We start from the raw sequence: 22,776 nt of genomic DNA on the forward strand, positions 1-22,776 counted from the left end.
GCGATGTCTTTTCAGTTGCTGCTGGTCAGCGTTAGCACAGCGTCGTTCACCGGTTCAACAGCCGGGCGCAGGCCCAGCAATGGCGCAATACGGCGGACCATCTCAGCGGCCACAGGTACGGCTGTCCAACCCGCCGTGCGGCGTGGTTTCGGGCCAGAGGTTTCGACCGGTTCGTCCAGCGTGACGATCAGCACATATTTGGGATTATCAATCGGGAAGATGCTAGCGAATGTGTTGATCACCTTGTCCTCGTAATAGCCCCCGGTGGGCTTTGGTTTGTCCGCCGTGCCGGTCTTGCCCGCGATCTGATAGCCGGGCACCTCGGCAAAGCTCGCCGTGCCATCGGTGACCACTTTGCGTAGCATATTGCGGGCCTGCGCAGCGGTCTCTTCTGACATGACGCGGGGGCCGAGTTGGGGGGCGGATTGTTTCAGCAGCGTCGGCTTCACCACGCGCCCGCCATTGGCGATGGCCGCATAGCCTGCCGCAAGGTGCATCGGCGTGCTCGACAACCCGTGACCATAAGAAATCGTGACGCTCGACAATTCGGTCCAGCGGCTTGGGAGCAGTGGCTTCCCGCCAGAAGCTTCGACGATCTCAAAGGGGGTCGGCTCAAAGAAACCGAGGCTTTTCAGGAACTCTTGCTGCCGCTCGATGCCGATCTCAAGCGCCATACGGCCTGTGCCCCGGTTGGAGGAGTGCACGATAATGTCAGCGACGCTCAGCTTGCCATAGTTCTTGTTGCGGAATTCACCGATGCGGAACCCGCCGACCTTCATCGGGCCGGAGGTGTCGATGATGGTGTCTGCGTTAAACAGCCCCAACTCAATCGCCTGCGCGGCTGCAAAAATCTTGAAGGTTGAGCCCAGCTCATAAACCCCCTGCACCGAGCGGTTGAACAGCGGGCTGTCGGACGCGTCCCCTTGGGTCAGCGGACGGGGGCGGTTGTTGGGGTCAAAGTCGGGCAGCGAGGCGACCGAGATCACTTCGCCGGTATGCACATCCATCAGAATGCTGGTGGCACCCTTGGCGTTCATCAATTTCATGCCGCCGTAGAGCACCCGTTCCGATGCCGCCTGCACGGTCAGGTCAAGCGACAGCTCCAGCGGTGTCCCGCCATTGGCCGGATCGCGCAGATAGTCATCGAAATACTTCTCGGCCCCCGCGACGCCGATCACCTCGGCGGCGTGGACGCCTTCCTTGCCGTAACTCGCCCCGCCAAGCACATGCGCCGCCAGCGAGCCGTTGGGATAAAGGCGCATATCGCGCGGCGCAAAAAGCAGGCCCGGATCGCCGATGTCATGAACGGCTTGCATCTGCTCAGGGCTAATTTTCTTCTTGATCCACAGGAACTTACGCTTGCCAGTGAAGTCCTTGATCAGGCGCTCTTCCTTGAGGTCGGGAAAGATTTTGACCAGCTTTTTCGCCGCCGCTTCGGGGTCGATCATATGGCGCGGCTGCGCATAAAGCGCGTGGGTCTCGAAATTCGTGGCCAGCAGGTTGCCGTTGCGGTCTGTGATATCGGCGCGCGAGGCCGAGATTACCGCGCCCGGCGCATGGCCGCGCGGCTCGGAAGGCTCAGACATCGCCAAAAGGCCCATCCGCCCGCCAATGACGGTGAAAGCACAAAGGAAACAGACGCCCAGCACCAAAAGCCGCCCTTCTGCGCGCATACGGGCTTTGTCACGCATTTGCTCATGGCGGATCCGCTTGTTCTCGCGCTCAATCGCATCGGGGTTTTCACCCTTTTCGCGGGCGTCGAGGATACGGGCCAGAGGGCGCAGCGGGGTGCGGATCATTCGAAGTCCTCCTCGGACTCATCCGCGCCGGTAAGCGCGTCGTAATTCATGGTCGAGACATCTACGGGATCGGTGATCGGCAGCATCGGCGCGGGTGGGTAAGTCACCTGATCGACCTGACCGAATTGGCCGGGGTGCAGTGGCAAAAGGCCAAGACGGTCAAAGTTCAGATCGGCCAGATCGCGCAGCCGGTCGGGGCGGTTCTGAAACGCCCATTCGGCGCGCAACACGGCGAGCCGGGCATGGGCGGCGCGAATATTGGCGTGCAAGCGGTCGGCGTCACTCAGTGCCTGTTGGGTCGCGTAATTCTCGCGGTACGCCCAGAAGGCCAGCCCGACCACGGCAATGGTGGTGAGGATATACATCACCGTGCGCATCTCTCAGATCCCCCTGACCATCGGCATGCCGATGGATTTCGCATCAATCTCACCACTGGGCGCATCCGTGCGCGTGGCGACCCGCAGTTTGGCCGAACGGCTGCGCGGGTTTTCATCCAATTCCTGCGCGTCAGGTCCGATAGCCTTGCGCGATTTCAGTGTAAACTGCGGCGCTTCCTGTTCTAGCGCAGGGGCGAAGCGGTTGGCATTGCCCCCAGCCCCTGCCCGCGCGGTGAGGAAGCGTTTGACCATGCGGTCCTCGACCGAATGGAATGTCACGACAGCTAGTTTTCCGCCCGGCTTCAACGCCCGTTCTGCAGCCATAAGACCTTGAAACAACTCGCCGTATTCATTGTTCACCGCGATGCGCAGCGCCTGAAAACTACGCGTGGCCGGGTGGCTTTGACCAGGCTTCGAGCGCGGCAAACAGCCTTCGACCAGCTTGGCCAATTCCAACGTAGTGGTGATCGGCGCATCTTCCCGTGCGCGGACAATCGCCTTTGCGATCCGGCGGGAGGCGCGTTCTTCGCCGTATTGGAACAGGATATTGGCGATGATCTCTTCTTCGGCCTCATTGACCAGATCGGCAGCCGAGGGGCCGTCTTGGCTCATCCGCATGTCGAGCGGGCCGTCCTTCATAAAGGAAAACCCACGCTCGGCCTGATCGAGCTGCATTGAGGAAACGCCGAGATCAAGCACCACGCCGTCGAGGTCTTGGGCATATTCATCCATGCGCGAGAAGACACCCTGCTGCATGGTGATGCGGTTGCCATAGTCTCCGGCCCATTTGGCGGCCATTTCAAAAGCCAGCGGATCACGGTCCACTGCAATCACACGCGCGGCCCCGGCCTCTAGAAAACCACGGGTATAGCCGCCAGCACCAAAGGTACCATCAAGCCAAACGCCTTCGACAGGCGCCACAGCAGTCAGAATGGGGCGCAGCAGAACAGGGGTGTGGGGGGCGGAAGGGGCAGAAGCAGCAGCCATTCCGTCAGACCTCCATATCGCCATCCAGGAACGAGAGCGGATCAACATCATCCGGCAGTTCCTGCTGCCACGATTCTTCCTCAGTCTCGTAGGTTTCGGGCTTCCAAATTTGGAAGGTGTCACCGGCGGCGATGAAGAACGCCTCGCCGTTGAGTTCGATCTTGTTGCGCAGCTTGGCGGGCAGCACCAAGCGGCCTGTCTCATCTACCGTGGTCGGGAAAGACTGGCCGTGGAACAGACGCTGAAGCGCCTTACGCTGCATGGAGCCACGCGGCATGCGGTCGATCTTGGCGTCGACCTCGTCAATGGCTTCCATTGTATAGCATTCAAGGTAGTTGCGGCGCTGATCGCCATAGACGATGACCAACTCAGGGTTGTCACCGCTCTTCCAGTTCGGATCGCCAGCCTCCAACACACGCCGAAAAGAGGCTGGGATAGACACCCGCCCCTTCGTATCGACCTTGTGTTGGCTCTCGCCTCTGAACCTGCGGCTCACGTGTTGTCCCTGCCTCTTGCGCGTTTGCGCTTAATTCGTTGCTCGCCCCGAAAATGCTGCTCTGGAAATGGAAACGGCGGGTTGATCTGCTGCCACTGATCAACCCGCCGCCCACGTCCCGCAGCTTGGCGGGGAAGTCCGACTGCGCGCGCCACCTGGGGGGATGTCTGCTCGCTCACGCGCCGGATCTCTTTGGTCTGATGAAAGCGAGGTGCCTGTATGAAACCTGCTAGGTTTTGTTTTATTTTTGGGGTCGTTTGCTGCCCCGTGTCCCGTTCTCATCCGATGAACTAGGGATGCCATGGGAATTGATGGGCGTCTACATTTTTTTTGAATCTCAGCGCAATATTTTGTTTTGCACAGGCTGTGGGAACAACATCTGGTATAACTTCTTGAGCGGAAATTGGCTCAATTAGGGATATTTCACCGATAAAACACAATATATTGATTCGATCTTGGAACCTGCATATCGTCCCACGTATTCCCACTAAAATTTGCACACATAGTTATCCACAGGGCATGTTCGTTGCCTGTTCTGCAGATTAACGCATGACGGCCGAACCATTGCAACGCAACCCGCCAAAATACGCGCCATTCCCGTGGCTCCGAATCGGCGAAGGCGTCCAGCGGGCCATGACAGACCCATCATTTCCCAGACTTCCCATGTTTTCCCGCGACTTTTCCTACGACCTCCCGCTTGCCCATGCTTTCCCAGCCAATCGCCCCGGACAGCCCAGCCGCATCTTGTCCTTTCACCGCACCCACGCCATGTAGTGCCCCGAAACGAGGGAGTGCATCATGATCCAATCCACAGCTCTATTTACGCACGCACTGAACATGCTTTTCCACGCGCCCGCGACGACGCTGCGTGTGATCCTGCCAGCGCTGCTTTGGGTAATGGGTGCAGCGGCCGTGGCAGGCGTGCTGGCCAAAGATGCGCTTGGCGCGATGAACCAAGCTCTAGAGAACGCTGCCCCGCCGCCCACAGATCAATTGCTGATCCTGATCGCCTGCGGTCTTGCTGGCATCCTTGGCTACGCGCTGATGGCCGTGCTCTGGCACCGCCACGTGCTGCTTGACCGTGATCGCACCGGGGCTGAGGTGCGCCCGGGTGCGCGGCTGTTCTGGGCCTATGTCTGGCGCGCGCTCGTATTGGGGTTTGTACAACTGCTTGCCGCGGTCCCGATTGGTCTGGCGATGCTGCTGCTGGGCGGGCTTACCGGATCGAGCCCTGCAGCATTGCTGCTGATCGGGTTGGCCGCGGGGGTGGCATTCTTGTGGGTGGCGCTGCGGCTTAGCCTTGTGCTGCCCGCAGCGGCCATGGGTCATGTCATGGCTGTCCGCGACAGTTGGCGCGCGACGGAACCGCTCGCGGGTACGCTATGGGCGCTGGCGGTGTTGCTGGCTGTGGTGAATACGCTATTGGGCGTCATCGCGGGCATATTGCCATCTGTCGACCCAGGCCTGCGCCTGATGCTCGATTCAGCACTCTATCTTATAGAGGGGCTTGTCTTCGTCTCGATGCTAACGACGCTCTATGGTCATCTGATCGAAGGGCGCGAGCTGGGTTAAGCCGCCCGCGCCCCTCTATTCAAGCCATGCCGCCGTCGATCAACCCGCGCGCGATGCGGGCATAAGCGTCGGCCATGGCCCCCTCGCCTGCGGCAACCGGTGTGCCATTGTCGCCCGCAAGACGGGTCTCCAGATCAATCGGCAGGCTGCCCAGCAGCGGCACACCCATCTTGTCGGCCTCTGCCGCAACGCCGCCATGGCCAAATATCTCATGCTGCGATCCGCAATCAGGGCAGACGAACATCGACATATTCTCGATCAGACCCAGTATGGGGGTTTTTAGGGTGGCGAACATATCCAGCGCCTTGCGTGCATCGATCAGCGCCACATCTTGCGGCGTGCTGACGACAATAGCGCCGGACAATTCGGATTTGGTGCAAAGCGTCAACTGCACATCTCCCGTGCCCGGCGGCAGATCAACAAGCAGCACATCAAGCTCGCCCCACTCTACCTGCCCCAGCATCTGCTGCAACGCGCCCATCAGCATTGGGCCACGCCAGACCACGGCCTTGCCCTCTTCTAACATAAAGCCAATCGACATCATCGTGACGCCATGCGCTTGAAGGGGGATGATCGTTTTTCCGTCCGGGCTGGCGGGGCGTTTGTTGATCCCCATCATGCGCGGCTGGCTGGGACCATAGATATCAGCGTCCAACAGCCCCACCTTGCGACCCGCGCGCGCCAGCGCCACGGCGAGGTTAGAGCTGACCGTGGATTTACCCACCCCACCCTTGCCTGAGCCGATTGCCAGGATGCGTTTTACACCACTGGGCTTCATCGGCCCCTCTTGTGGCTTTGGGTGGCCGCCAACTTTAAGACTGGGCGCCTTGGGCGCAGGGCCATGGGCGGTAAGGGCCACGGAGACATCGCCAACTCCCGGCAAATCGCGGACCACCTGCTCAGCTGCGTCTCGCAGCGGTGCCATCTGGCGAGCCACATCAGCGTTGGGTGCCTCAATCACGAATCGCACCTTTTCGCCGTCAATCACCAATGCGCGAACCAGATCATGGGACAACAGGCTTTTTCCGTCGGGCAGCTGCACCCGCTCCAGCGCCGCTTCGACTTCTGCTTTGGTCACAGACATGCGCAAATTCTCCTCTATTAGGCCTCCTGAAATGGCAGGTTCTGCGCCAAGCGCAAGGGGACGGCCCGTTTCGCACAAGGATCAGGCGGAACGCCTAAGGATTGCGCAGGGATCCCATGTTTTTGCTGCATGGCAGCATTGCAAAAACAAACATTGTGCACTTGCAGCAATTAGCGCTAACTTAAGTTCATAGGCAGGGCGAAACGCCCAGCCTTCGGAAAGACCAGACACATTCATCCTCCTCCCGAATGTGTCTGATTTTGACAAGGCCCAGAGCATCCATCCTCCTCCCGGATGTATCTGAGTTCGGAAAGACCAGACGTATCCATCCTCCTCCCGGATGTGTCTGTAATTGGCGGCGACATCTACCTCCTCCCAGATGTCGCCGCACTTTTCCCTCCCCACCCCAAAATGACAGTTTTATGACAGCGCGCTACTTTGTCGCGCGACTAAATCTCTTTTTAATCAACCTCTTACAGGTTTTTTCACCTATGCGATTTCTGCATAGCGGCATTGCCTTTATGCCCGTTGTGCAAATGCAGAAAGAGCGTAAATAGCAGGCAACGAGATAATCCACAGATGAAAAAAGAGGCGCCGAAATGGCTTACATGAACACAACTACCGCAAACACAACTTCCGTCTTCGCCCGCGTTGGCGCAACACTCGAAGCACTTGCCACCCGCTACAAACAGCACCGTCTGTACCGTGAAACTTTTGACGGTCTGAGCGCGTTGAGCAACCGCGAACTGGCTGACCTTGGTCTGAGCCGTTCCGAACTGCGCCGCGTCGCATGGGAATCTTCCCGCGGCTAAGCCGATATTGAGATCGGACGTCAGAACCCCTCCCTGTTCTGTCGTCTGAAAGCCGGGGTGCGCGTCACTTTCCTCCTCCCTGATGAGGCGGACCCCGCAAGGAGACCCGAAGCCGACCCTCCCTCGACGCTTCGGGCCAACATAGAAACGGCACCTTCCTCCCAAGGTGCCGTCGTTTTTGTTTGTCTGGGTCCGCGTTTAAGCAGCTAAACACGTATAAGCGTCTGCTATCTATATTCAGATTGATGAAAAGCGCGCTCCGCACAAACGCGGAACGCATAAGGCATTAAAATGGGACGTCTTGCCCGCCGGTCAAAAACCGCGAGACGACCTTCTTGGTCCCGGCCTTCTCAAAAGCGACTTCCATTTTATCGCCTTCGATGCCGATTACTTCGCCGTAGCCGAATTTATCGTGAAAAACGCGTTCACCCATCTCAAAAGCGGCGACTGCTTGCATGTCGATGGTGACATTACGGCTTTCTCGGGGCTGACTGGTGCCCCGCGCCCCACTGCGCGATTGCAATCGTTTCCACCCGGGCGAGTTATAGACATTCGCATTGGCCGCGCGGTCATGCAGATCAGACTGCGGCATCGCAGCGCCAAAGCCCCCACCGTAAAGCCCTGGAGGGGTTAACACCTCAACATGCTCCTCTGGCAGCTCATCGATAAACCGCGACGGCATTGCATTTTGCCATTGTCCAAAGACACGGCGGTTCGCGGCAAAAGAGATTGTGCAGATTTGCTCGGCCCGGGTGATTCCCACATAAGCAAGCCGCCGCTCCTCCTCGAGCCCCTTGATCCCGCTTTCGTCCATCGACCGCTGCGAGGGGAAAAGCCCATCTTCCCAGCCTGGCAAAAACACCATTGGAAACTCAAGCCCTTTGGCGGCGTGAAGGGTCATGATCGATACCTTCTCGCCATCGCCTTCCTGCTCGTTGTCCATGATTAAGCTGACGTGTTCGAGGAAACCCTGCAGATTCTCGAACCCCTCTAATGCCTTGACCAATTCCTTGAGATTCTCCAACCGTCCAGGCGCTTCGGGCGTTTTGTCGTTTTGCCACATGCCAGTATAGCCGCTTTCGTCGAGAATCATTTCGGCCAGCTCGACATGAGAAACTTCGGGTGGGCCGTAATCAACCCGCAGCGGCACCGAGCCATCATCAAGCACGCTCTCATCTTCGCTGATCTCGATCCGAGGGCCATGCAACATCGATGACCAGCGGTCGATTCCGTCGACCAGCAGCCGCAACTGGGCCGCTCCTTTGCCGCCGATCCCGTCATGTGCCAAGAGGATCCGCGCCCCTTCGACAAGGTTCACCCCATGATCGCGCGCGGTGCGCTGAATTTTTTGCTGGGCCTTGTCGCCAAGACCCCGCTTCGGTGTGTTTACGATGCGCTCAAACGCCAAATCATCGTCAGGGCTGGTGACGACGCGGAAATAGGCCATGGCATCGCGAATTTCCAACCGCTCATAGAATCGCGGGCCGCCGATCACCTTATAAGGCAGCCCAATGGTTAAAAAACGATCTTCAAACGCCCGCATCTGATGGCTCGCCCGGACCAGTATCGCCATATCGTCGAGTGAGAATGGATCGAGGCCCCGCGTGCCGCGCTGTGCAGATTCGATCTCATCCCCGATCCAGCGCGCCTCTTCCTCGCCATCCCAATGGCCGATCAGGCGGACCTTTTCGCCCTCAGTCTCTTCGGTCCATAGCGTCTTACCCAAGCGCCCTTCATTTCCGGCAATCACGCCTGAGGCAGCCGCCAAAATATGTGGGGTCGAGCGGTAATTTTGCTCCAACTTGACCACATGTGCACCGGGGAAATCCGTTTCGAACCGCAGGATATTGCCCACTTCGGCCCCGCGCCAACCGTAGATCGACTGGTCGTCATCGCCAACGCAGCAAATGTTCTTATGCCCCTGCGCCAAAAGCCGCAGCCACAGGTATTGGGCGACGTTGGTATCTTGATATTCGTCCACCAGAATGTACTTAAACCAGCGCTGATACTGCGCCAGAACATCCGGGTGCTTTTGGAAAATCGTTACCATATGCAGCAGCAAATCGCCAAAGTCGGTCGCGTTTAATTCGATCAAACGACGTTGATATTGCGCGTAAATCTCGGGTCCACGGTGGTTATAAGCCCCGGCATCCGCCGTTGGCACCTTGTCGGGCGTCAGCGCCCTATTCTTCCAGCCATCGATAAGCCCTGCCAACATCCGCGCCGGCCAGCGTTTGTCATCTATCCCCTCAGCCGCCACCAATTGTTTCAGTAGTCGCAACTGATCATCTGTGTCTAGAATGGTAAAATTACTCTTAAGCCCCACCAATTCCGCATGGCGCCGCAGCAGTTTGACGCAGATCGCATGGAAAGTGCCGAGCCATGGCATCCCCTCCACCTGCTGGCCCAACATCTGACCCACACGGTTCTTCATCTCCCGCGCGGCTTTGTTGGTGAAAGTGACCGCCAAAACCTCATTCGGCCGCGCCCGCCCGGTGTTAAGCAGATGCACGATTCGCGCCGTAAGTGCCCGCGTCTTGCCGGTGCCTGCCCCCGCAAGCATCAGCACTGGTCCGTCCATCGTCTCAACCGCGGCACGCTGGGCGGGGTTCAACCCCTCCAGATAAGGCTGCGGGCGCGCGGCCATGGCGCGGGCGGACAATGATGCGCCTTCAAAGGCATCCATTTCGTCAAAATCACTCATGAACGTAATCTAGCGCGTCCGCGATACGAGATAAAGAGACGTTCCGCAAATGTTCTCGCAAAGGATTTACGACCGGTTAATTCCCGCCGTGAAATAACACTGTCGTACGCAAAGACTGGCGAATTTGAAGAGTGCTGCAAATCTTTACCCGTTGCTAATGCTTTGGCCCCAATGTGGCAGAACAACGACAAACGAGAGGAACCGCTCATGTTCAGGAATGATGATACTTCGGTACTACGCCGAGAGATTGATCGGTTCAAACTGCCAATGTTCATTGCGGAATTGAACAATGATAGTGGGCATTTCGAACTTCTCGCGCTTAATACCGCCCATGAGGCCCATAGCGGCATGGTTATGGAGGAGGTGATAAACCGCCCCCTTCATGCCTTCATGAACGAAGATGAGGCCGAAGCCGTCAATGAACGCTATGCGCGCTGTGTCTCAAACGCAGGCCAGATCCGGTTTCGCGAAATGCTGCATATGCCGCGCGGCCCGCTTATCTGGGACACCACGCTGCATCATGTGCAATCGCATCGTGGCCTTGATCGGGTGGTGGGCAGCGCAATTGTCGTGGAACGGGTGCAACGCGATAATCGTGACACCCTAGCATTCGAAGATGTTCGCTATTTTGCAGCGACTTCGTCGTTCAAGCTTGAACAGATTTCGACTGTGCTGGACGCCGCGGAAAAAGGGCTGATTGATCCTTCAAAACTTACAGGTTCTGCGGGGATGCTTGCAGGTCTTTGCCGCGCGATTGACAGCACCATGCAAGAGCTTCGCTCGATCGCGCAGGAGCGTTTGGAGGCAGAGGCCAGTCCGACAGTGCATTTGATCGACTTAGACAGTGCAGATGCGCATGAGGGTGATGAAATCGAAGCTGCTATCGCAGCGTTGGTGGACATGGCGGACAACCTGCCGACCGCGCCGGGCGACAAGCAAAACGACACCCCTCCGCTTGTTCGGTCGGCTCAGCGCCAGTGACCTTGGCGTAGATGAACTGTGCAATATAGGCCTGAGGTTATCATTCCGGGATCGGCTCCGCAGGCGGGCCACTGCGCAAACAAAATCACCACAAATCTGATTGCGTTTTCACTATCTGGACAATCTGCAGTCCTTTGGCGCAAATGCGGCCATGGACTTACATGCAACCTATCCCGCCCTCTCAGACCTCCGCAGCCGCGCGCAGTCGCGCCTACCTAAGTTTGTGTGGGAGTACCTTGATTCCGCAACAGGGACCGAGGCGACCAAACACCGCAACCGTGCGGCTCTGGATCGTGTTGGCCTTATGCCCTCGGTATTGCATGGTGAATTCAGCCCCGATCTAGGCGTTGAGCTTATGGGGCAAAAAATGCCCCTGCCCTTCGGCATGTCTCCCTTGGGTATGTCCGGCCTGATTTGGCCGGATGCCGAAGTACACCTTGCCCGCGCCGCGGATCGCGCTGGCATTCCCTTCGGTCTTTCAACTGTCGCTGCCGCCAGCCCCGAAGACGTAGCACCACATTTAGGCACACACGGCTGGTTCCAACTTTACCCTCCGCGCGACCCTGAGATCCGCACAGATATGCTGGCCCGTGCCAAGGCCGCGGGTTTCACCACGCTTGTTCTTACAGTCGATGTTCCGGTCGCGTCGCGCCGCGAGCGGCAAACTCGCTCCGGCTTGACCAGCCCACCTAAACTTACACCACGCTTGATGGCACAGGTTGCGATGCGGCCCGCATGGGCGATGGGCATGGCACGCCGTGGCCTGCCGCATATGAAAATGCTCGATAAATACACCGAAGGCACGGCCACCGCAAACTTACCGCCGACGGCCCATGTAGGCTATCTGCTGCGCACCGCGCCGGATTGGGATTATCTACATTGGCTGCGAGACCATTGGGACGGGCCATTGGTGATCAAAGGCGTTCTGCGTCCCGAAGATGCGACTGCATTAGAACAAGCCGGAGCAGATGCAATCTGGGTTTCTAATCATGCGGGCCGACAGTTCGACGCCGCGCCTGCCAGTGCCGAAGCTCTGCCCGCGATCCGCGCCGCCACAAAACTGCCCGTGATTTTCGACAGCGGCGTAGAAACGGGCCTTGATATTCTGCGTGCCTTTGCGCTTGGCGCGGATTTTGTCATGCTGGGCCGGGCCTTTCATATCGCGCTCGCAGCACTTGGGCCGCGTGGAGTGGAACACCTTATTGATCTGCTCGCCCGCGACCTCACCGCGAATATGGGCCAGTTGGGCGCGCACAACCTACGCGAGTTACCCACCCCCTTTGATCTGTCGCCCCTTTAACGACAATCCTTGCAGAAATGTGACAAAGACTGCCACAGCCCCCTTGCGCTGCACCGCAGCATCCCTAAGCTGCCGTTAAATCCAGCAGGGGAGACCAACGAGTGACCGATTTCAAAAAGATCCTGATCGCCAACCGCGGAGAGATTGCGATCCGCATCATGCGCGCCGCCAATGAGATGGGCAAGAAAACGGTCGCGGTTTACGCCGAAGAAGACAAGCTAGGCCTGCACCGGTTTAAAGCTGACGAAGCCTACCGCATTGGCGAAGGACTGGGCCCCGTCGCGGCCTACCTCAGCATCGACGAGATGATCCGGGTCGCCAAGGCTGCGGGCGCTGATGCGATCCATCCCGGCTACGGCCTGCTGTCGGAAAATCCTGAATTTGTCGACGCTTGCGTGAACAATGGCATCACTTTTATCGGACCCCGCGCTGAAACCATGCGCGCTCTGGGCGACAAAGCCTCGGCCCGCCGCGTGGCGATGGACGCGGGCGTGCCGGTCATTCCCGCCACCGAAGTGCTGGGCGACGACATGGATGCGATCCGCGCGGAGGCGGCTGAGGTTGGCTATCCCCTGATGCTCAAGGCGTCATGGGGCGGTGGCGGCCGTGGCATGCGCCCGATTATGTCCGAAAAGGAACTGGCCGAAAAAGTCCGCGAAGGCCGCCGCGAAGCCGAAGCTGCTTTCGGCAATGGCGAAGGGTATCTGGAGAAAATGATCCTCCGCGCCCGCCACGTCGAAGTGCAAATCTTGGGCGACAAACAGGGTGACATTTACCACCTTTATGAGCGCGACTGCTCTGTCCAGCGCCGCAACCAAAAGGTGGTTGAGCGTGCCCCGGCCCCCTACCTCACCGAAGAACAACGTGCCGAAATCTGCGAGTTGGGCCGCAAAATTTGCGCCCATGTAAACTATGAATGCGCGGGCACCGTCGAATTCCTGATGGATATGGACGACGGCCAGTTCTATTTCATCGAAGTAAACCCCCGCGTGCAGGTCGAACATACCGTCACCGAAGAGGTCACGGGCATCGACATCGTGCGGGCGCAGATCCTTATCGCCGAGGGCAAATCGCTGGCCGATGCCACCGGTAAGACACGGCAGGAGGACATCACCCTCACCGGTCACGCCCTTCAAACCCGCGTGACCACCGAAGACCCGCAGAATAACTTTATCCCCGACTATGGCCGCATCACTGCCTACCGTTCGGCCACCGGCATGGGCATTCGTCTTGATGGTGGCACGGCCTACGCGGGCGGCGTCATCACGCGCTACTACGACAGCCTGCTGACCAAGGTCACGGCCAAAGCCCCAACGCCCGAAATGGCCATCGCCCGGATGGATAGAGCCTTACGCGAATTCCGCGTGCGCGGGGTGTCGACCAACATCGCCTTTGTGGAAAACCTGCTGAAACACCCGACGTTTCTCAACAATGAATACACCACCAAATTCATCGACGAGACGCCCGAGCTTTTCAACTTCAAGCAGCGGCGCGACCGCGCCACCAAGGTGCTGACCTACATCGCCGATATCACCGTTAACGGCCATCCGGAGACCAAGGGCCACGCCCTGCCCGCCGCCCATGTCCGCGATCCCAAGCCGCCCGTACTGCGCGGCGAGCCGCAGATGGGCACACGTAACCTATTGGAACAAAAGGGCCCTCAGGCCGTGGCCGATTGGATGGGGCAACAACGCCAGCTTCTTATCACCGACACCACCATGCGTGATGCACATCAATCCCTGCTAGCCACGCGCATGCGCAGCATTGATATGATCAAGGTGGCCCCGGCTTATGCCGCCAATCTGCCGCAACTTTTCTCGGTCGAATGCTGGGGCGGGGCGACTTTTGATGTGGCCTACCGTTTCTTGCAGGAATGCCCTTGGCAGCGCCTGCGCGATCTGCGCGCGGCCTTGCCCAACGTAATGACGCAAATGCTGCTGCGCGCCTCTAACGGTGTGGGCTACACCAACTACCCTGACAATGTGGTGCAAAAGTTTGTGGCGACAGCCGCCAATACCGGTGTCGATGTGTTCCGCGTTTTCGACAGTCTCAACTGGGTTGAAAACATGCGCGTGGCGATGGATGCGGTGGTCGAAGCAGGCAAGGTTTGCGAAGGTACAATCTGCTACACCGGTGACATTTTTGACCCTGATCGTGCGAAATACGACCTTCAGTATTACGTGAATATGGGCAAAGACCTGAAAGCCGCAGGCGCGCATGTGCTGGGGCTAAAGGATATGGCCGGACTGCTGAAACCTGCCCAAGCCCGCGCCTTGATCAAGGCTCTGAAATCCGAAGTTGGCCTGCCGATCCACTTCCACACCCATGACACCGCCGGCAGCGCCACCGCCACGATCCTTGCCGCATCTGAGGCGGGCGTCGACGCCGTCGATTGCGCCATGGACGCGCTCTCGGGCAACACCTCGCAGGCGACCCTTGGCACCGTGGTTTCGGCGCTCCAGCATACCGATCGCGACACCGGGATCGACATGAAGGCCGTGCGCGAAATCTCTGATTACTGGGAAGAAGTGCGCGGCCACTACGCCGCCTTTGAGACCGGGATGCAGGCACCTTCGTCTGAGGTCTATTTGCATGAGATGCCCGGCGGCCAATTCACCAACCTGAAGGCACAGGCCGCCTCCATGGGGCTGGAAGACCGCTGGCCCGAGGTTGCGCGCACCTATGCGGACGTGAACCAGATGTTCGGCGATATCGTCAAAGTGACGCCCTCCTCCAAGGTCGTTGGCGACATGGCTTTGATGATGGTGTCCCAAGGGCTGACCCGCGCGCAGGTCGAGGACCCGAACGTTGATGTTTCCTTCCCCGACAGTGTGATCGATATGATGCGCGGGAACCTTGGACAGCCGCCAAACGGTTTCCCGGCGGGGATCGTCAAGAAGGTGCTCAAGGGCGAAGCGCCCAATACCGAGCGCCCCGGCAAACACTTGGATCCGGTCGATTTTGAAGCTGTACGCAAAGACCTGTCAGAGCAGCTTGACGGCATAAAGATCGACGACGAGGACCTGTGCGGCTACCTCATGTATCCCAAGGTTTTCCTCGATTACATGGGCCGTCACCGCATTTATGGCCCGGTCCGCACCCTGCCTACGCATACCTTCTTTTATGGGATGGAACCGGGCGCGGAAATCTCTGCCGAGATTGATCCCGGCAAGACCTTGGAGATCCGTCTTCAGGCCGAATCTGAGGCCGGAGAAGATGGCGAAGTGAAGGTGTTTTTCGAGCTTAACGGCCAGCCGCGGGTGATCCGCGTGGCGAACCGATTGGTAAAAGACGCCACCGTGCAGCGCCCCAAGGCCGAGGCTGGAAACGCCAATCACATCGGCGCGCCGATGCCCGGTGTTGTGGCCTCAGTTGGGGTCAAGGAAGGGCAGAAGATCAAAGCGGGCGACTTACTGTTGACCATCGAGGCGATGAAGATGGAAACCGGCCTGCACGCCGAGCGGGATGCCACAGTGAAGGCCGTACATGTGCAAGCAGGCGGCCAGATCGACGCCAAGGACCTACTTGTCGAACTGGAGTAATTTCGCGCCGGGTGCGTTTGGACGCGCCCGGCGACCGCTCTGCCGAACGGCAAACCCGCCCCCCTATGGCACCTGCGAGCTCTGATGAGCCAAACCCTCCGCGTCGCCGCGCCGCATTGCCATCGCTTCCGTCTTGGCTATCGTGGCAGCTGAGTGAGCCTGAGCGACGTCATGCCCTACGAATGGACAACCCCACCTCGCGCTGATCCGCAAAAGATGCGCCTTTGGCCGCATCAATCTCTGCCCGCGCGCGGCTTTGCTGCCTTTATGTTGGCGACCTTTACACTCGCGATGATTCCGCTGATTGCGATGCTCGGCACCGCATTGCTTTGGGGGCTGCTGCCATTTGTAGTGCTGGCTTTGGGGGCGGTCTATTGGGCCTTGCGGCACAATCACCGTGCCCGCCAGATCGAAGAGACGTTAACCCTCGACGCCTCGACGGTACGGCTGGTCCATACCACTGCCAAAGGCGCGGTGAAGGACTGGACCTGCAACCGATATTGGACCCGCGTGAAGAAATACGACGGCGACGGCCCGGTGCCGCACTACGTCACCCTACGCGGCGGAGGCCGCGAGGTAGAGATCGGCGCATTCCTGAGCGAGGAAGAACGTATTGCGCTGTTCGAAGACCTATCGCGCCACCTGCAAACCTGAAAAAGGGGCCGGGCCCACTGGCCCAGCCCCTCATTCTGACAGCAAAGTAAGTCGCTTAGCTCAAGCGGTCTTTAATGACGGGCCCAACAGCGCCGAAATCCATTTGGCCGGTGTAGCGTTCCTTCAGCAGCCCCATGACCTTGCCCATATCGCGGATCGAGGTTGCGCCAATCTCTTTGATGGCGTCATCCACAGCAGCGGCGGTCTCTGGCACAGTCAGTTGCCGTGGCAGGAATTCTTCGATCACCTCGACTTCTTCGCGCTCACGCTCAGCAAGGTCGAGCCGCCCACCCTCTTCATAGGCGCGCGCCGATTCTTGGCGTTGTTTGGCCATCTTGCTTAAGATGCCCAGCACTTCGGCATCGGACACGCCGTCGTCCTTACCGGTTGCCCGGGCGGCAATGTCCTTATCCTTGATCGCTGCATTGATCAGCCGCAGCGTCGAAAGCCGGTCCGCCGCCTTGTCTTTCATAGCCTGTTTCAAAGCATCTGAGATGCGCATCCGCAATGACATGGTGGTTTCCTGTGTTTCGCTTAATCCAAGGGGCGCAGCTTACCTGCTCTCTTCGCGCGGAGCAATGGGGGGCGACGATGGGTAAGCCGCTGATGTAAAAGGATATCTCATTTCCCTCTGCCTATTGACCCCGCGTACGCGCGGGATTAGGTTGCCACCCGTTTACCCGCCCCCCTTCTGCCCGGAGACTGCCCCATGTCCGCGCCTGCTCGCCCCCGCCCAACCGCCTGCCTTGCCCTCGCGGATGGATCGATTTTCTACGGTTTGGGGTTTGGCGCCACAGGCCAAACCGTGGCGGAGTTGTGCTTCAACACCGCGATGACCGGTTACCAAGAAATCATGACCGACCCCTCCTATGCGGGCCAGATCGTGACCTTTACCTTCCCGCATATCGGCAATGTCGGCACCAACCCCGAAGATGACGAGACCGGCGATCCGGTCGCTGCAGGTATGGTCGTCAAATGGATGCCAACCACCCCAAGCAGCTGGCGCAATGTACAGCCGCTGTCGGACTGGCTGGCCGCGCGTGGCCGTATCGCCATCGGTGGCATCGACACCCGCCGCCTGACCCGCGCGATCCGCCAACAAGGCGCGCCGCACGCAGCCCTAGCGCATGACCCCGACGGCAACTTTGACATCGAAGCGCTGGTCGCCGCGGCCCGCGAATTTGCCGGCCTTGAAGGGATGGATCTGGCCAAAGACGTCACCTGCGCCCAAACATACCGTTGGAACGAGATGCGGTGGGCATGGCCTGATGGCTACGCACCGCAGACCGAGGCCAAGCACAAGGTGGTCGCCGTGGACTACGGCGCCAAACGCAACATTCTGCGCTGTCTTGCTTCTGCTGGCTGTGACGTGACCGTGCTGCCCGCCAGTGCCACCTATGACGATATCATGGCGCATGAGCCGGATGGTGTCTTTTTGACCAATGGCCCCGGCGATCCGGCTGCCACCGGTGTCTATGCGGTGCCGATGATCAAGGATGTCCTAAACAAAACCGACTTGCCGGTCTTCGGAATCTGTCTTGGCCATCAGATGCTGGCACTGGCGCTTGGCGCCAAGACCGTCAAGATGAGCCACGGCCACCACGGTGCCAACCACCCGGTCAAAGACCGCGATACTGGCAAGGTCGAGATTACCTCAATGAACCACGGTTTCGCGGTCGACGGCCAGTCCCTGCCCGAAGGCGTACGCGAAACGCATGTGTCGCTGTTTGATGGATCGAACTGCGGTATCTGCGTCGATGGCCGCCCCGTCTGGTCAGTTCAACACCACCCCGAAGCCAGCCCTGGCCCGCAAGACAGCTACTACCTGTTTGAGCGTTTTAGCGAGGCCATGGCCGCGCGAAGTGCTTAAAATTCACTACATGCATTGATTGCATAGGCGACTGTTAACTCTCGATTAACGGTGGCCTGCCAGTCTCACTCCGGAACCTTAGCGAGGCCCGGGATGAGCAACCTTCGCCTGAAACTTTCGGCACCACGCATTGCCACCGCCCCCGCCCGCCGAATGCGGTTGGGCCAGCATTTGGTTGCAGCAGGGATCATTGGACCAGATGATCTGCTCCATGGCCTGGCCCTGCAACGCCGCATTGACGCCCCTTTGGGTGAGATTCTTGCAGCCGAAGGGCTAGTGTCGCCCGATGACGTCGTAAAAGCTCTGGCCCGGCAATATGGTGCACAGCCTGTCGATCTAACCCGCAGCCCGTCCGACCCGCGTCTGTCTCGGCAAATCCCCGTCGCCCTTTGCTTACAATTCGGCGCGGTTCCTTGGCTGGAACTGGGCGACCGGCTTTTGGTGGCCACCGGACGACCCGGCGATTTTGCGCAGTTGTGCACGGCCTTGGGTGAAAAAGGGGAAGCCTTGATACTGGTCATTGCCGACCCGCAACAAGTGCTGACCCAGATTGGCCGTCTCTACGCCACAGAGCTTGCGCATCAGGCCGCGACCCGAGTGCCCGCAGCCGAAAGCTGCCGGAACTGGGGTGCGCGACAGGAAAAGCGACAGTCTTTAACGCTTGGTCTATGGGTGGCCATCGTTGCACTGCTGGTTCTCTTCCCCTCGGCAGTTTGGTCCTTAATGTTGATCTGGGCGACCCTTACACTGTTGATGACCAGCGGCCTAAAGGGGGCCGCGCTTTGGGCATCACTGGCTCTTGCGCGCTCACCGCCAATCCCTTCAAAGCCCGAAGACCTAACTGGATTTCGCCTGCCCCGCGTCTCCGTACTTGTGCCCCTGCTGCACGAAAAAGAGATCGCGCAGGAGTTGATCGCACGGCTTTCGCATCTGACCTATCCAAAATCGCTGTTAGAGGTGGTTCTGGTGCTTGAAGAAAGCGATCATATCACCCGCGGCACGGTCGCGCGCACCCACCTGCCCGGCTGGATCAACGTGATCGAAGTGCCCGACGCAGGTGCGTTAAAAACCAAGCCCCGCGCCTTGAATTACGCGTTGGACTTTTGCCGTGGCAGCATCATCGGCGTATGGGATGCTGAGGACGCGCCCGAGCCGGACCAGATCGAACAAATTGTCACCCGCTTTCAGAGTGCACCTGAAAACGTCGCATGTTTGCAGGGAGTTCTGGATTTCTATAACAGCCGCAGCAATTGGATGGCCCGTTGCTTTGCCATCGAATATGCCACGTGGTGGCGGGTGATCCTTCCCGGTATCGCTCGGCTGGGGCTGGTCGTGCCACTGGGCGGAACGACTCTGTTTTTTCGCCGCGATATCCTCCAGAAACTCGGCGCGTGGGATGCGCATAACGTGACTGAAGATGCCGATCTGGGCCTACGGCTGGCGCGCCATGGCTATGTGACCGAACTTTTACCCACCACCACCTACGAGGAAGCCAACTGCCGTCCGTGGCTATGGGTACGACAACGGTCACGTTGGCTTAAGGGATATCTCATCACGTGGTGTGTCCACATGCGCAGACCGCGGGCGCTGCTAAAAGACTTAGGTTTGTTGCGATTTCTAGGCGTTCAGGCAATATTCCTTGCCACATTTTCGCAATTCGCTCTCGCCCCGTTGCTCTGGTCGCTCTGGCTTAGTTTCTTTGGGCTGTATCACCCCGTCACAGATTGGCTGGGGCCGCCACTAATGACGGCGATTTTTACGCTCTTCATTCTGTCGGAACTGTTGAACCTCTGTGCTTCTTGTCTTGCTGTGTCAAAACGCGGGCATCGGCACCTGCTGCCATGGGTAATCACGCTGCCGCTTTATTTTTCGATAGGGGCCATCGCTGCCGCTAAAGCGCTGTATGAGCTCTACCGCAGGCCACATTTCTGGGACAAAACCGCCCATGGACAAACCCTGCCTCACAACGATGCGCGCGAGAACGCCGCCTAAAACTCTTCCTCGCGCCGGGCCGCTTCCTGCTTCAGCCGGGTCATAAACGCGACAGAGATATGGGTGCGCAGCGCCTCGTCGGCACCGTCCTCGTCACGCGCTTCGATCATTTGCACGATCCGGTCATGTTCCGCCTGAGCAATCTCGCCGCGCCCCTCCACCGCCAGCGAAGATGTCGCCATCAGCGCCATCGAGCGATGCACAAGGTCAAGCTGCTGAACTAAATAGCGATTATGTGAGGCCAGATGGATCTGCTTATGAAACCGCTTATTGGCCCGCGCCAGCGCATTTGGATTGCCCGCCAAGGCATTGTCGGCATCCACCATCTCGCGCAGCACGCGTACTTCTTCGGTAGTGGCATGGCGCGCGGCCAAACGCGCGGCCAGCCCCTCCAACTCACCCCGGACCACGTAAAGCTCGGCCATCTGGTTGTGATCCAGCGAGGCAACGATCAGGCTGCGCCCATCGCGCACCAACAAAGATTGCGTCTCAAGTCGTTGTAAGGCCTCACGGATCGGTGTGCGCGAGACGCCGAAGCGCTCGGCCAGCTCGCTCTCGACCAACCGGTCGCCGGGGCGATAGGTGCCGATGTCGATGGCCTCAAGTATCATCGAATAGGCGTCGGTCGGGCCAGTTTTGGCGTCGGGCATGCATATCAGTCCTTGAAAGTTGCGCCACCTTACCCACCGCGACCATATGCGCAACCCGGGAGGGCTTGCGCGGCTGCCCGTCTCGGCCTACCTCTGCGCCATGCCGCGCGATGCTTTCTCTCATGTCACCACCTGGGTTTTCGACCTTGATCAGACGCTCTACCCGCCTGAAGCGCGGCTTTTCGATCTGATCGAAGCGCGCATGGTCGATTGGGTGATGAATGCCATCAAGGTCGACCGGGCCGAGGCCAACCACCTGCGCCAGCACTATTGGCAGACCTATGGCACCACGCTCGCGGGCCTGATGCGCGAACATGGCGTCGATCCCGGCCCCTATCTTACCGATGTGCATGACATCCCGATGGACCGGCTGACCCCTGATCCGCTGCTGGCCCAAGCGATCCGCGTTCTGCCGGGGCGGCGCATCGTCTACACCAACGGCTGCGCTCCTTACGCCGAGCGGGTGCTGGAGGCGCGCGGGCTCACGGGGCTTTTCGACGCGGTCTACGGCGTCGAACACGCCGATTTCCTGCCCAAACCCGAACGCGCGGCCTTTGACAAAGTCTTTGCCATCGACGGGTTTCAAACCGCCGCAGCCGCTATGTTTGAGGATGATCCGCGCAACCTTGCCGCCCCCCACGCGTTGGGGATGCGCACGGTGCATGTGGCCCCCGAACGTGGCGAAGGCGATCACATCCACTACCATACGCAAGACCTTTGCGATTTCCTGACACGGGTGGCGGGCTGATGACTTTCGATTGCGATATCCTGATTTCCGGCGGCGGCATCGCCGGGCTTACCGCCGCGGCGGCCTTCGGCGCGGCAGGCTTTGATGTGATCTGCGTCGACCCAACGCCGCCCGTCACAGATGGCGCCGCCCAAGGGGCCGATATGCGCTCCACCGCCCTGCTGCAACCGGCCCGCTTGCTGCTGGAAGACGCCGGCCTGTGGGACCGCCTCGCCCCGCATGCCGCTCCCTTGCAGATCATGCGGATCGTGGATGCGGGTGGCGAGGACCCGAGCCCCCGCGTCACCCGCGAGTTCGATGCCGCCGATATTTCCGATGCCCCCTTCGGCTGGAACTTCCCAAATTGGTTGCTGCGTCGTGAGATTCTCACCCGCCTCAATGAGCTTCCCAACGTCGATTTTCGCCCCGGCACCGGCACCACCACGCTCTTTACCCGGCAAAGCGAGGCCCGCGTGGGCCTGAGCGACGGCAGCCGGATCAGAACGCGACTGGTGATCGCCGCCGATGGGCGCGACAGCCCGATGCGCGAGGCCGCCGGGATCGAAGTTACCACCCGCCGCTACGGGCAAAAAGCGCTGGCCTTCTGCGTCACCCACCCGATCCCGCATGAGAATGTCTCAACCGAAGTGCACCGCTCCGGCGGCCCCTTCACACTTGTCCCCCTGCCCGACCGCGACGGCATGCCTTGTTCCGCCGTGGTCTGGATGGACAACGGCCCCGCGACCCAGGCCCGTGCAACGCTTGACCCGGCCGCCTTTGAGGCGGAGGCGACGGCACGCTCGGCCAATCTCTTCGGACCGCTCACCCTCGCCAGCCCCCGCGCGCTCTGGCCGATCATCAGCCAAGAAGCCAAACGCCTCTCTGGCGAGCGGTTGGCGCTGGTGGCTGAGGCTGCGCATGTGCTGCCCCCCATCGGCGCGCAGGGGTTGAACATGTCTCTCACTGATCTAGCGACCCTGCTGGACCTTGCCCGCGCCGCGCCGGAAACGCTGGGGGATGCGAAAATGCTGGAGGCCTACCACAAGGCCCGCCATGCTGACATCACGCTCAGAGTGCGGGGGATCGATCTGCTGAACCGGGCAAGCCAAGCCAGCAGCCCACTGGCCCGCGACGCGCGTGCGGCGGGGCTGAATGCGCTCTACGCCCTGCCCCAAGTGCGCAAGATGCTGATGCAAATGGGGCTGGGTCTGCGCCGCTAACCCGCGGCG

General features: G+C 59.6%; 18 protein-coding genes. 10 read left to right on the forward strand and 8 right to left on the reverse strand.

Annotated elements, in window-relative coordinates:
- Positions 1-11 precede the first annotated feature (11 nt).
- The 4 genes from WNY61_RS05245 to mraZ are packed head-to-tail and all read right to left on the reverse strand — an operon-like array spanning position 12 to position 3,659.
- Entirely contained in the window at positions 12-1,799 is a 1,788-nt protein-coding gene (locus WNY61_RS05245; protein ID WP_342850398.1) for a penicillin-binding protein 2, read from the reverse strand.
- On the reverse strand, positions 1,796-2,176 hold the full coding sequence (locus WNY61_RS05250; protein WP_007119414.1) for a hypothetical protein: 381 nt from the start codon (positions 2,174-2,176) through the stop codon (positions 1,796-1,798). The genes WNY61_RS05245 and WNY61_RS05250 overlap by 4 nt, the downstream gene beginning before the upstream one ends.
- 3 nt (positions 2,177-2,179) lie before the next feature.
- The gene (gene rsmH / locus WNY61_RS05255; RefSeq protein WP_342850399.1) at positions 2,180-3,163 is read right to left on the reverse strand and encodes a 16S rRNA (cytosine(1402)-N(4))-methyltransferase RsmH; all 984 of its coding nucleotides are present in this window, start codon (positions 3,161-3,163) and stop codon (positions 2,180-2,182) included.
- Positions 3,164-3,167: 4 nt separating this feature from the next.
- Positions 3,168-3,659: a division/cell wall cluster transcriptional repressor MraZ gene (gene mraZ / locus WNY61_RS05260; RefSeq protein ID WP_342850400.1), complete on the reverse strand. Its 492-nt coding sequence runs from the start codon at positions 3,657-3,659 to the stop codon at positions 3,168-3,170.
- Between the two features lie 798 nt (positions 3,660-4,457).
- On the opposite strand from mraZ, the gene WNY61_RS05265 reads away from it, so the two are divergent.
- Positions 4,458-5,231 carry a hypothetical protein gene (locus WNY61_RS05265; protein ID WP_342850401.1) on the forward strand — a complete coding sequence of 258 codons (774 nt, stop codon included), beginning with the start codon at positions 4,458-4,460 and terminating at the stop codon, positions 5,229-5,231.
- 19 nt (positions 5,232-5,250) lie between these two features.
- Here the strand turns inward: WNY61_RS05265 and WNY61_RS05270 are convergent, their stop codons facing one another.
- Positions 5,251-6,315, reverse strand: a complete 1,065-nt coding sequence (locus WNY61_RS05270; protein ID WP_342850402.1) for an Mrp/NBP35 family ATP-binding protein — start codon at positions 6,313-6,315, stop codon at positions 5,251-5,253.
- Positions 6,316-6,923: 608 nt separating this feature from the next.
- Here WNY61_RS05270 and WNY61_RS05275 point away from each other — a divergent pair.
- Positions 6,924-7,127, forward strand: coding sequence for a DUF1127 domain-containing protein (locus WNY61_RS05275; protein WP_342850403.1), 204 nt, complete (start codon positions 6,924-6,926; stop codon positions 7,125-7,127).
- A gap of 286 nt (positions 7,128-7,413) precedes the next feature.
- Here WNY61_RS05275 and WNY61_RS05280 read toward each other — a convergent pair whose 3' ends face one another.
- Positions 7,414-9,831, reverse strand: coding sequence for a UvrD-helicase domain-containing protein (locus WNY61_RS05280; protein ID WP_342850404.1), 2,418 nt, complete (start codon positions 9,829-9,831; stop codon positions 7,414-7,416).
- A gap of 207 nt (positions 9,832-10,038) precedes the next feature.
- On the opposite strand from WNY61_RS05280, the gene WNY61_RS05285 reads away from it, so the two are divergent.
- From WNY61_RS05285 to WNY61_RS05300, 4 genes are all read left to right on the forward strand, one after another.
- Positions 10,039-10,812, forward strand: a complete 774-nt coding sequence (locus WNY61_RS05285) for a hypothetical protein (RefSeq protein WP_342850405.1) — start codon at positions 10,039-10,041, stop codon at positions 10,810-10,812.
- A gap of 151 nt (positions 10,813-10,963) precedes the next feature.
- Positions 10,964-12,112, forward strand: coding sequence for an alpha-hydroxy acid oxidase (locus WNY61_RS05290; RefSeq protein ID WP_342850406.1), 1,149 nt, complete (start codon positions 10,964-10,966; stop codon positions 12,110-12,112).
- A 101-nt stretch (positions 12,113-12,213) separates the two neighbouring features.
- A complete protein-coding gene (locus WNY61_RS05295) occupies positions 12,214-15,654 on the forward strand; it encodes a pyruvate carboxylase (RefSeq protein WP_342850407.1) in 3,441 nt (1,146 codons plus the stop codon).
- 171 nt (positions 15,655-15,825) lie between these two features.
- On the forward strand, positions 15,826-16,308 hold the full coding sequence (locus WNY61_RS05300) for a DUF2244 domain-containing protein (protein WP_342850577.1): 483 nt from the start codon (positions 15,826-15,828) through the stop codon (positions 16,306-16,308).
- 55 nt (positions 16,309-16,363) lie between these two features.
- On the opposite strand, the gene WNY61_RS05305 is transcribed toward WNY61_RS05300, so the two are convergent.
- Positions 16,364-16,822, reverse strand: coding sequence for a GatB/YqeY domain-containing protein (locus WNY61_RS05305; protein ID WP_342850408.1), 459 nt, complete (start codon positions 16,820-16,822; stop codon positions 16,364-16,366).
- A gap of 195 nt (positions 16,823-17,017) precedes the next feature.
- Between WNY61_RS05305 and carA the strand changes: the two genes are divergently transcribed.
- Both carA and WNY61_RS05315 read left to right on the forward strand, forming a co-directional pair.
- Entirely contained in the window at positions 17,018-18,178 is a 1,161-nt protein-coding gene (gene carA, locus WNY61_RS05310) for a glutamine-hydrolyzing carbamoyl-phosphate synthase small subunit (RefSeq protein WP_342850410.1), read from the forward strand.
- Between the two features lie 93 nt (positions 18,179-18,271).
- Entirely contained in the window at positions 18,272-20,170 is a 1,899-nt protein-coding gene (locus tag WNY61_RS05315; protein WP_342850412.1) for a glycosyltransferase, read from the forward strand.
- Here the strand turns inward: WNY61_RS05315 and WNY61_RS05320 are convergent.
- A complete protein-coding gene (locus WNY61_RS05320) occupies positions 20,167-20,820 on the reverse strand; it encodes a GntR family transcriptional regulator (RefSeq protein ID WP_342850413.1) in 654 nt (217 codons plus the stop codon). The two genes, WNY61_RS05315 and WNY61_RS05320, sit on opposite strands and share 4 nt — an antisense overlap.
- Before the next feature lie 100 nt (positions 20,821-20,920).
- Here WNY61_RS05320 and WNY61_RS05325 point away from each other — a divergent pair, with 100 nt between their 5' ends.
- Entirely contained in the window at positions 20,921-21,568 is a 648-nt protein-coding gene (locus WNY61_RS05325) for a pyrimidine 5'-nucleotidase (RefSeq protein WP_342850578.1), read from the forward strand.
- Positions 21,568-22,767, forward strand: coding sequence for a UbiH/UbiF family hydroxylase (locus tag WNY61_RS05330; RefSeq protein ID WP_342850414.1), 1,200 nt, complete (start codon positions 21,568-21,570; stop codon positions 22,765-22,767). Before WNY61_RS05325 ends, WNY61_RS05330 begins: the two co-directional genes overlap by 1 nt.
- Positions 22,768-22,776 lie beyond the last annotated feature (9 nt).

It is taken from the genome of Sulfitobacter sp. AS92 (assembly GCF_038900015.1).
In the GTDB taxonomy this organism is placed as follows: domain Bacteria; phylum Pseudomonadota; class Alphaproteobacteria; order Rhodobacterales; family Rhodobacteraceae; genus Sulfitobacter.

What these genes read in the sequence shown, in the direction of transcription:
- WNY61_RS05245 (WP_342850398.1), bottom strand. Translation starts at nt 1,799, where the DNA reads ATGATCCGCACCCCGCTGCGCCCTCTGGCCCGTATCCTCGACGCCCGC.
- WNY61_RS05250 (WP_007119414.1), bottom strand. Translation starts at nt 2,176, where the DNA reads ATGCGCACGGTGATGTATATCCTCACCACCATTGCCGTGGTCGGGCTG.
- rsmH (WP_342850399.1), bottom strand. Translation starts at nt 3,163, where the DNA reads ATGGCTGCTGCTTCTGCCCCTTCCGCCCCCCACACCCCTGTTCTGCTG.
- WNY61_RS05265 (WP_342850401.1), top strand. Translation starts at nt 4,458, where the DNA reads ATGATCCAATCCACAGCTCTATTTACGCACGCACTGAACATGCTTTTC.
- WNY61_RS05270 (WP_342850402.1), bottom strand. Translation starts at nt 6,315, where the DNA reads ATGTCTGTGACCAAAGCAGAAGTCGAAGCGGCGCTGGAGCGGGTGCAG.
- WNY61_RS05275 (WP_342850403.1), top strand. Translation starts at nt 6,924, where the DNA reads ATGAACACAACTACCGCAAACACAACTTCCGTCTTCGCCCGCGTTGGC.
- WNY61_RS05280 (WP_342850404.1), bottom strand. Translation starts at nt 9,831, where the DNA reads ATGAGTGATTTTGACGAAATGGATGCCTTTGAAGGCGCATCATTGTCC.
- WNY61_RS05285 (WP_342850405.1), top strand. Translation starts at nt 10,039, where the DNA reads ATGTTCAGGAATGATGATACTTCGGTACTACGCCGAGAGATTGATCGG.
- WNY61_RS05290 (WP_342850406.1), top strand. Translation starts at nt 10,964, where the DNA reads ATGGACTTACATGCAACCTATCCCGCCCTCTCAGACCTCCGCAGCCGC.
- WNY61_RS05300 (WP_342850577.1), top strand. Translation starts at nt 15,826, where the DNA reads ATGCCCTACGAATGGACAACCCCACCTCGCGCTGATCCGCAAAAGATG.
- WNY61_RS05305 (WP_342850408.1), bottom strand. Translation starts at nt 16,822, where the DNA reads ATGTCATTGCGGATGCGCATCTCAGATGCTTTGAAACAGGCTATGAAA.
- carA (WP_342850410.1), top strand. Translation starts at nt 17,018, where the DNA reads ATGTCCGCGCCTGCTCGCCCCCGCCCAACCGCCTGCCTTGCCCTCGCG.
- WNY61_RS05315 (WP_342850412.1), top strand. Translation starts at nt 18,272, where the DNA reads ATGAGCAACCTTCGCCTGAAACTTTCGGCACCACGCATTGCCACCGCC.
- WNY61_RS05320 (WP_342850413.1), bottom strand. Translation starts at nt 20,820, where the DNA reads ATGCCCGACGCCAAAACTGGCCCGACCGACGCCTATTCGATGATACTT.
- WNY61_RS05325 (WP_342850578.1), top strand. Translation starts at nt 20,921, where the DNA reads ATGCCGCGCGATGCTTTCTCTCATGTCACCACCTGGGTTTTCGACCTT.
- WNY61_RS05330 (WP_342850414.1), top strand. Translation starts at nt 21,568, where the DNA reads ATGACTTTCGATTGCGATATCCTGATTTCCGGCGGCGGCATCGCCGGG.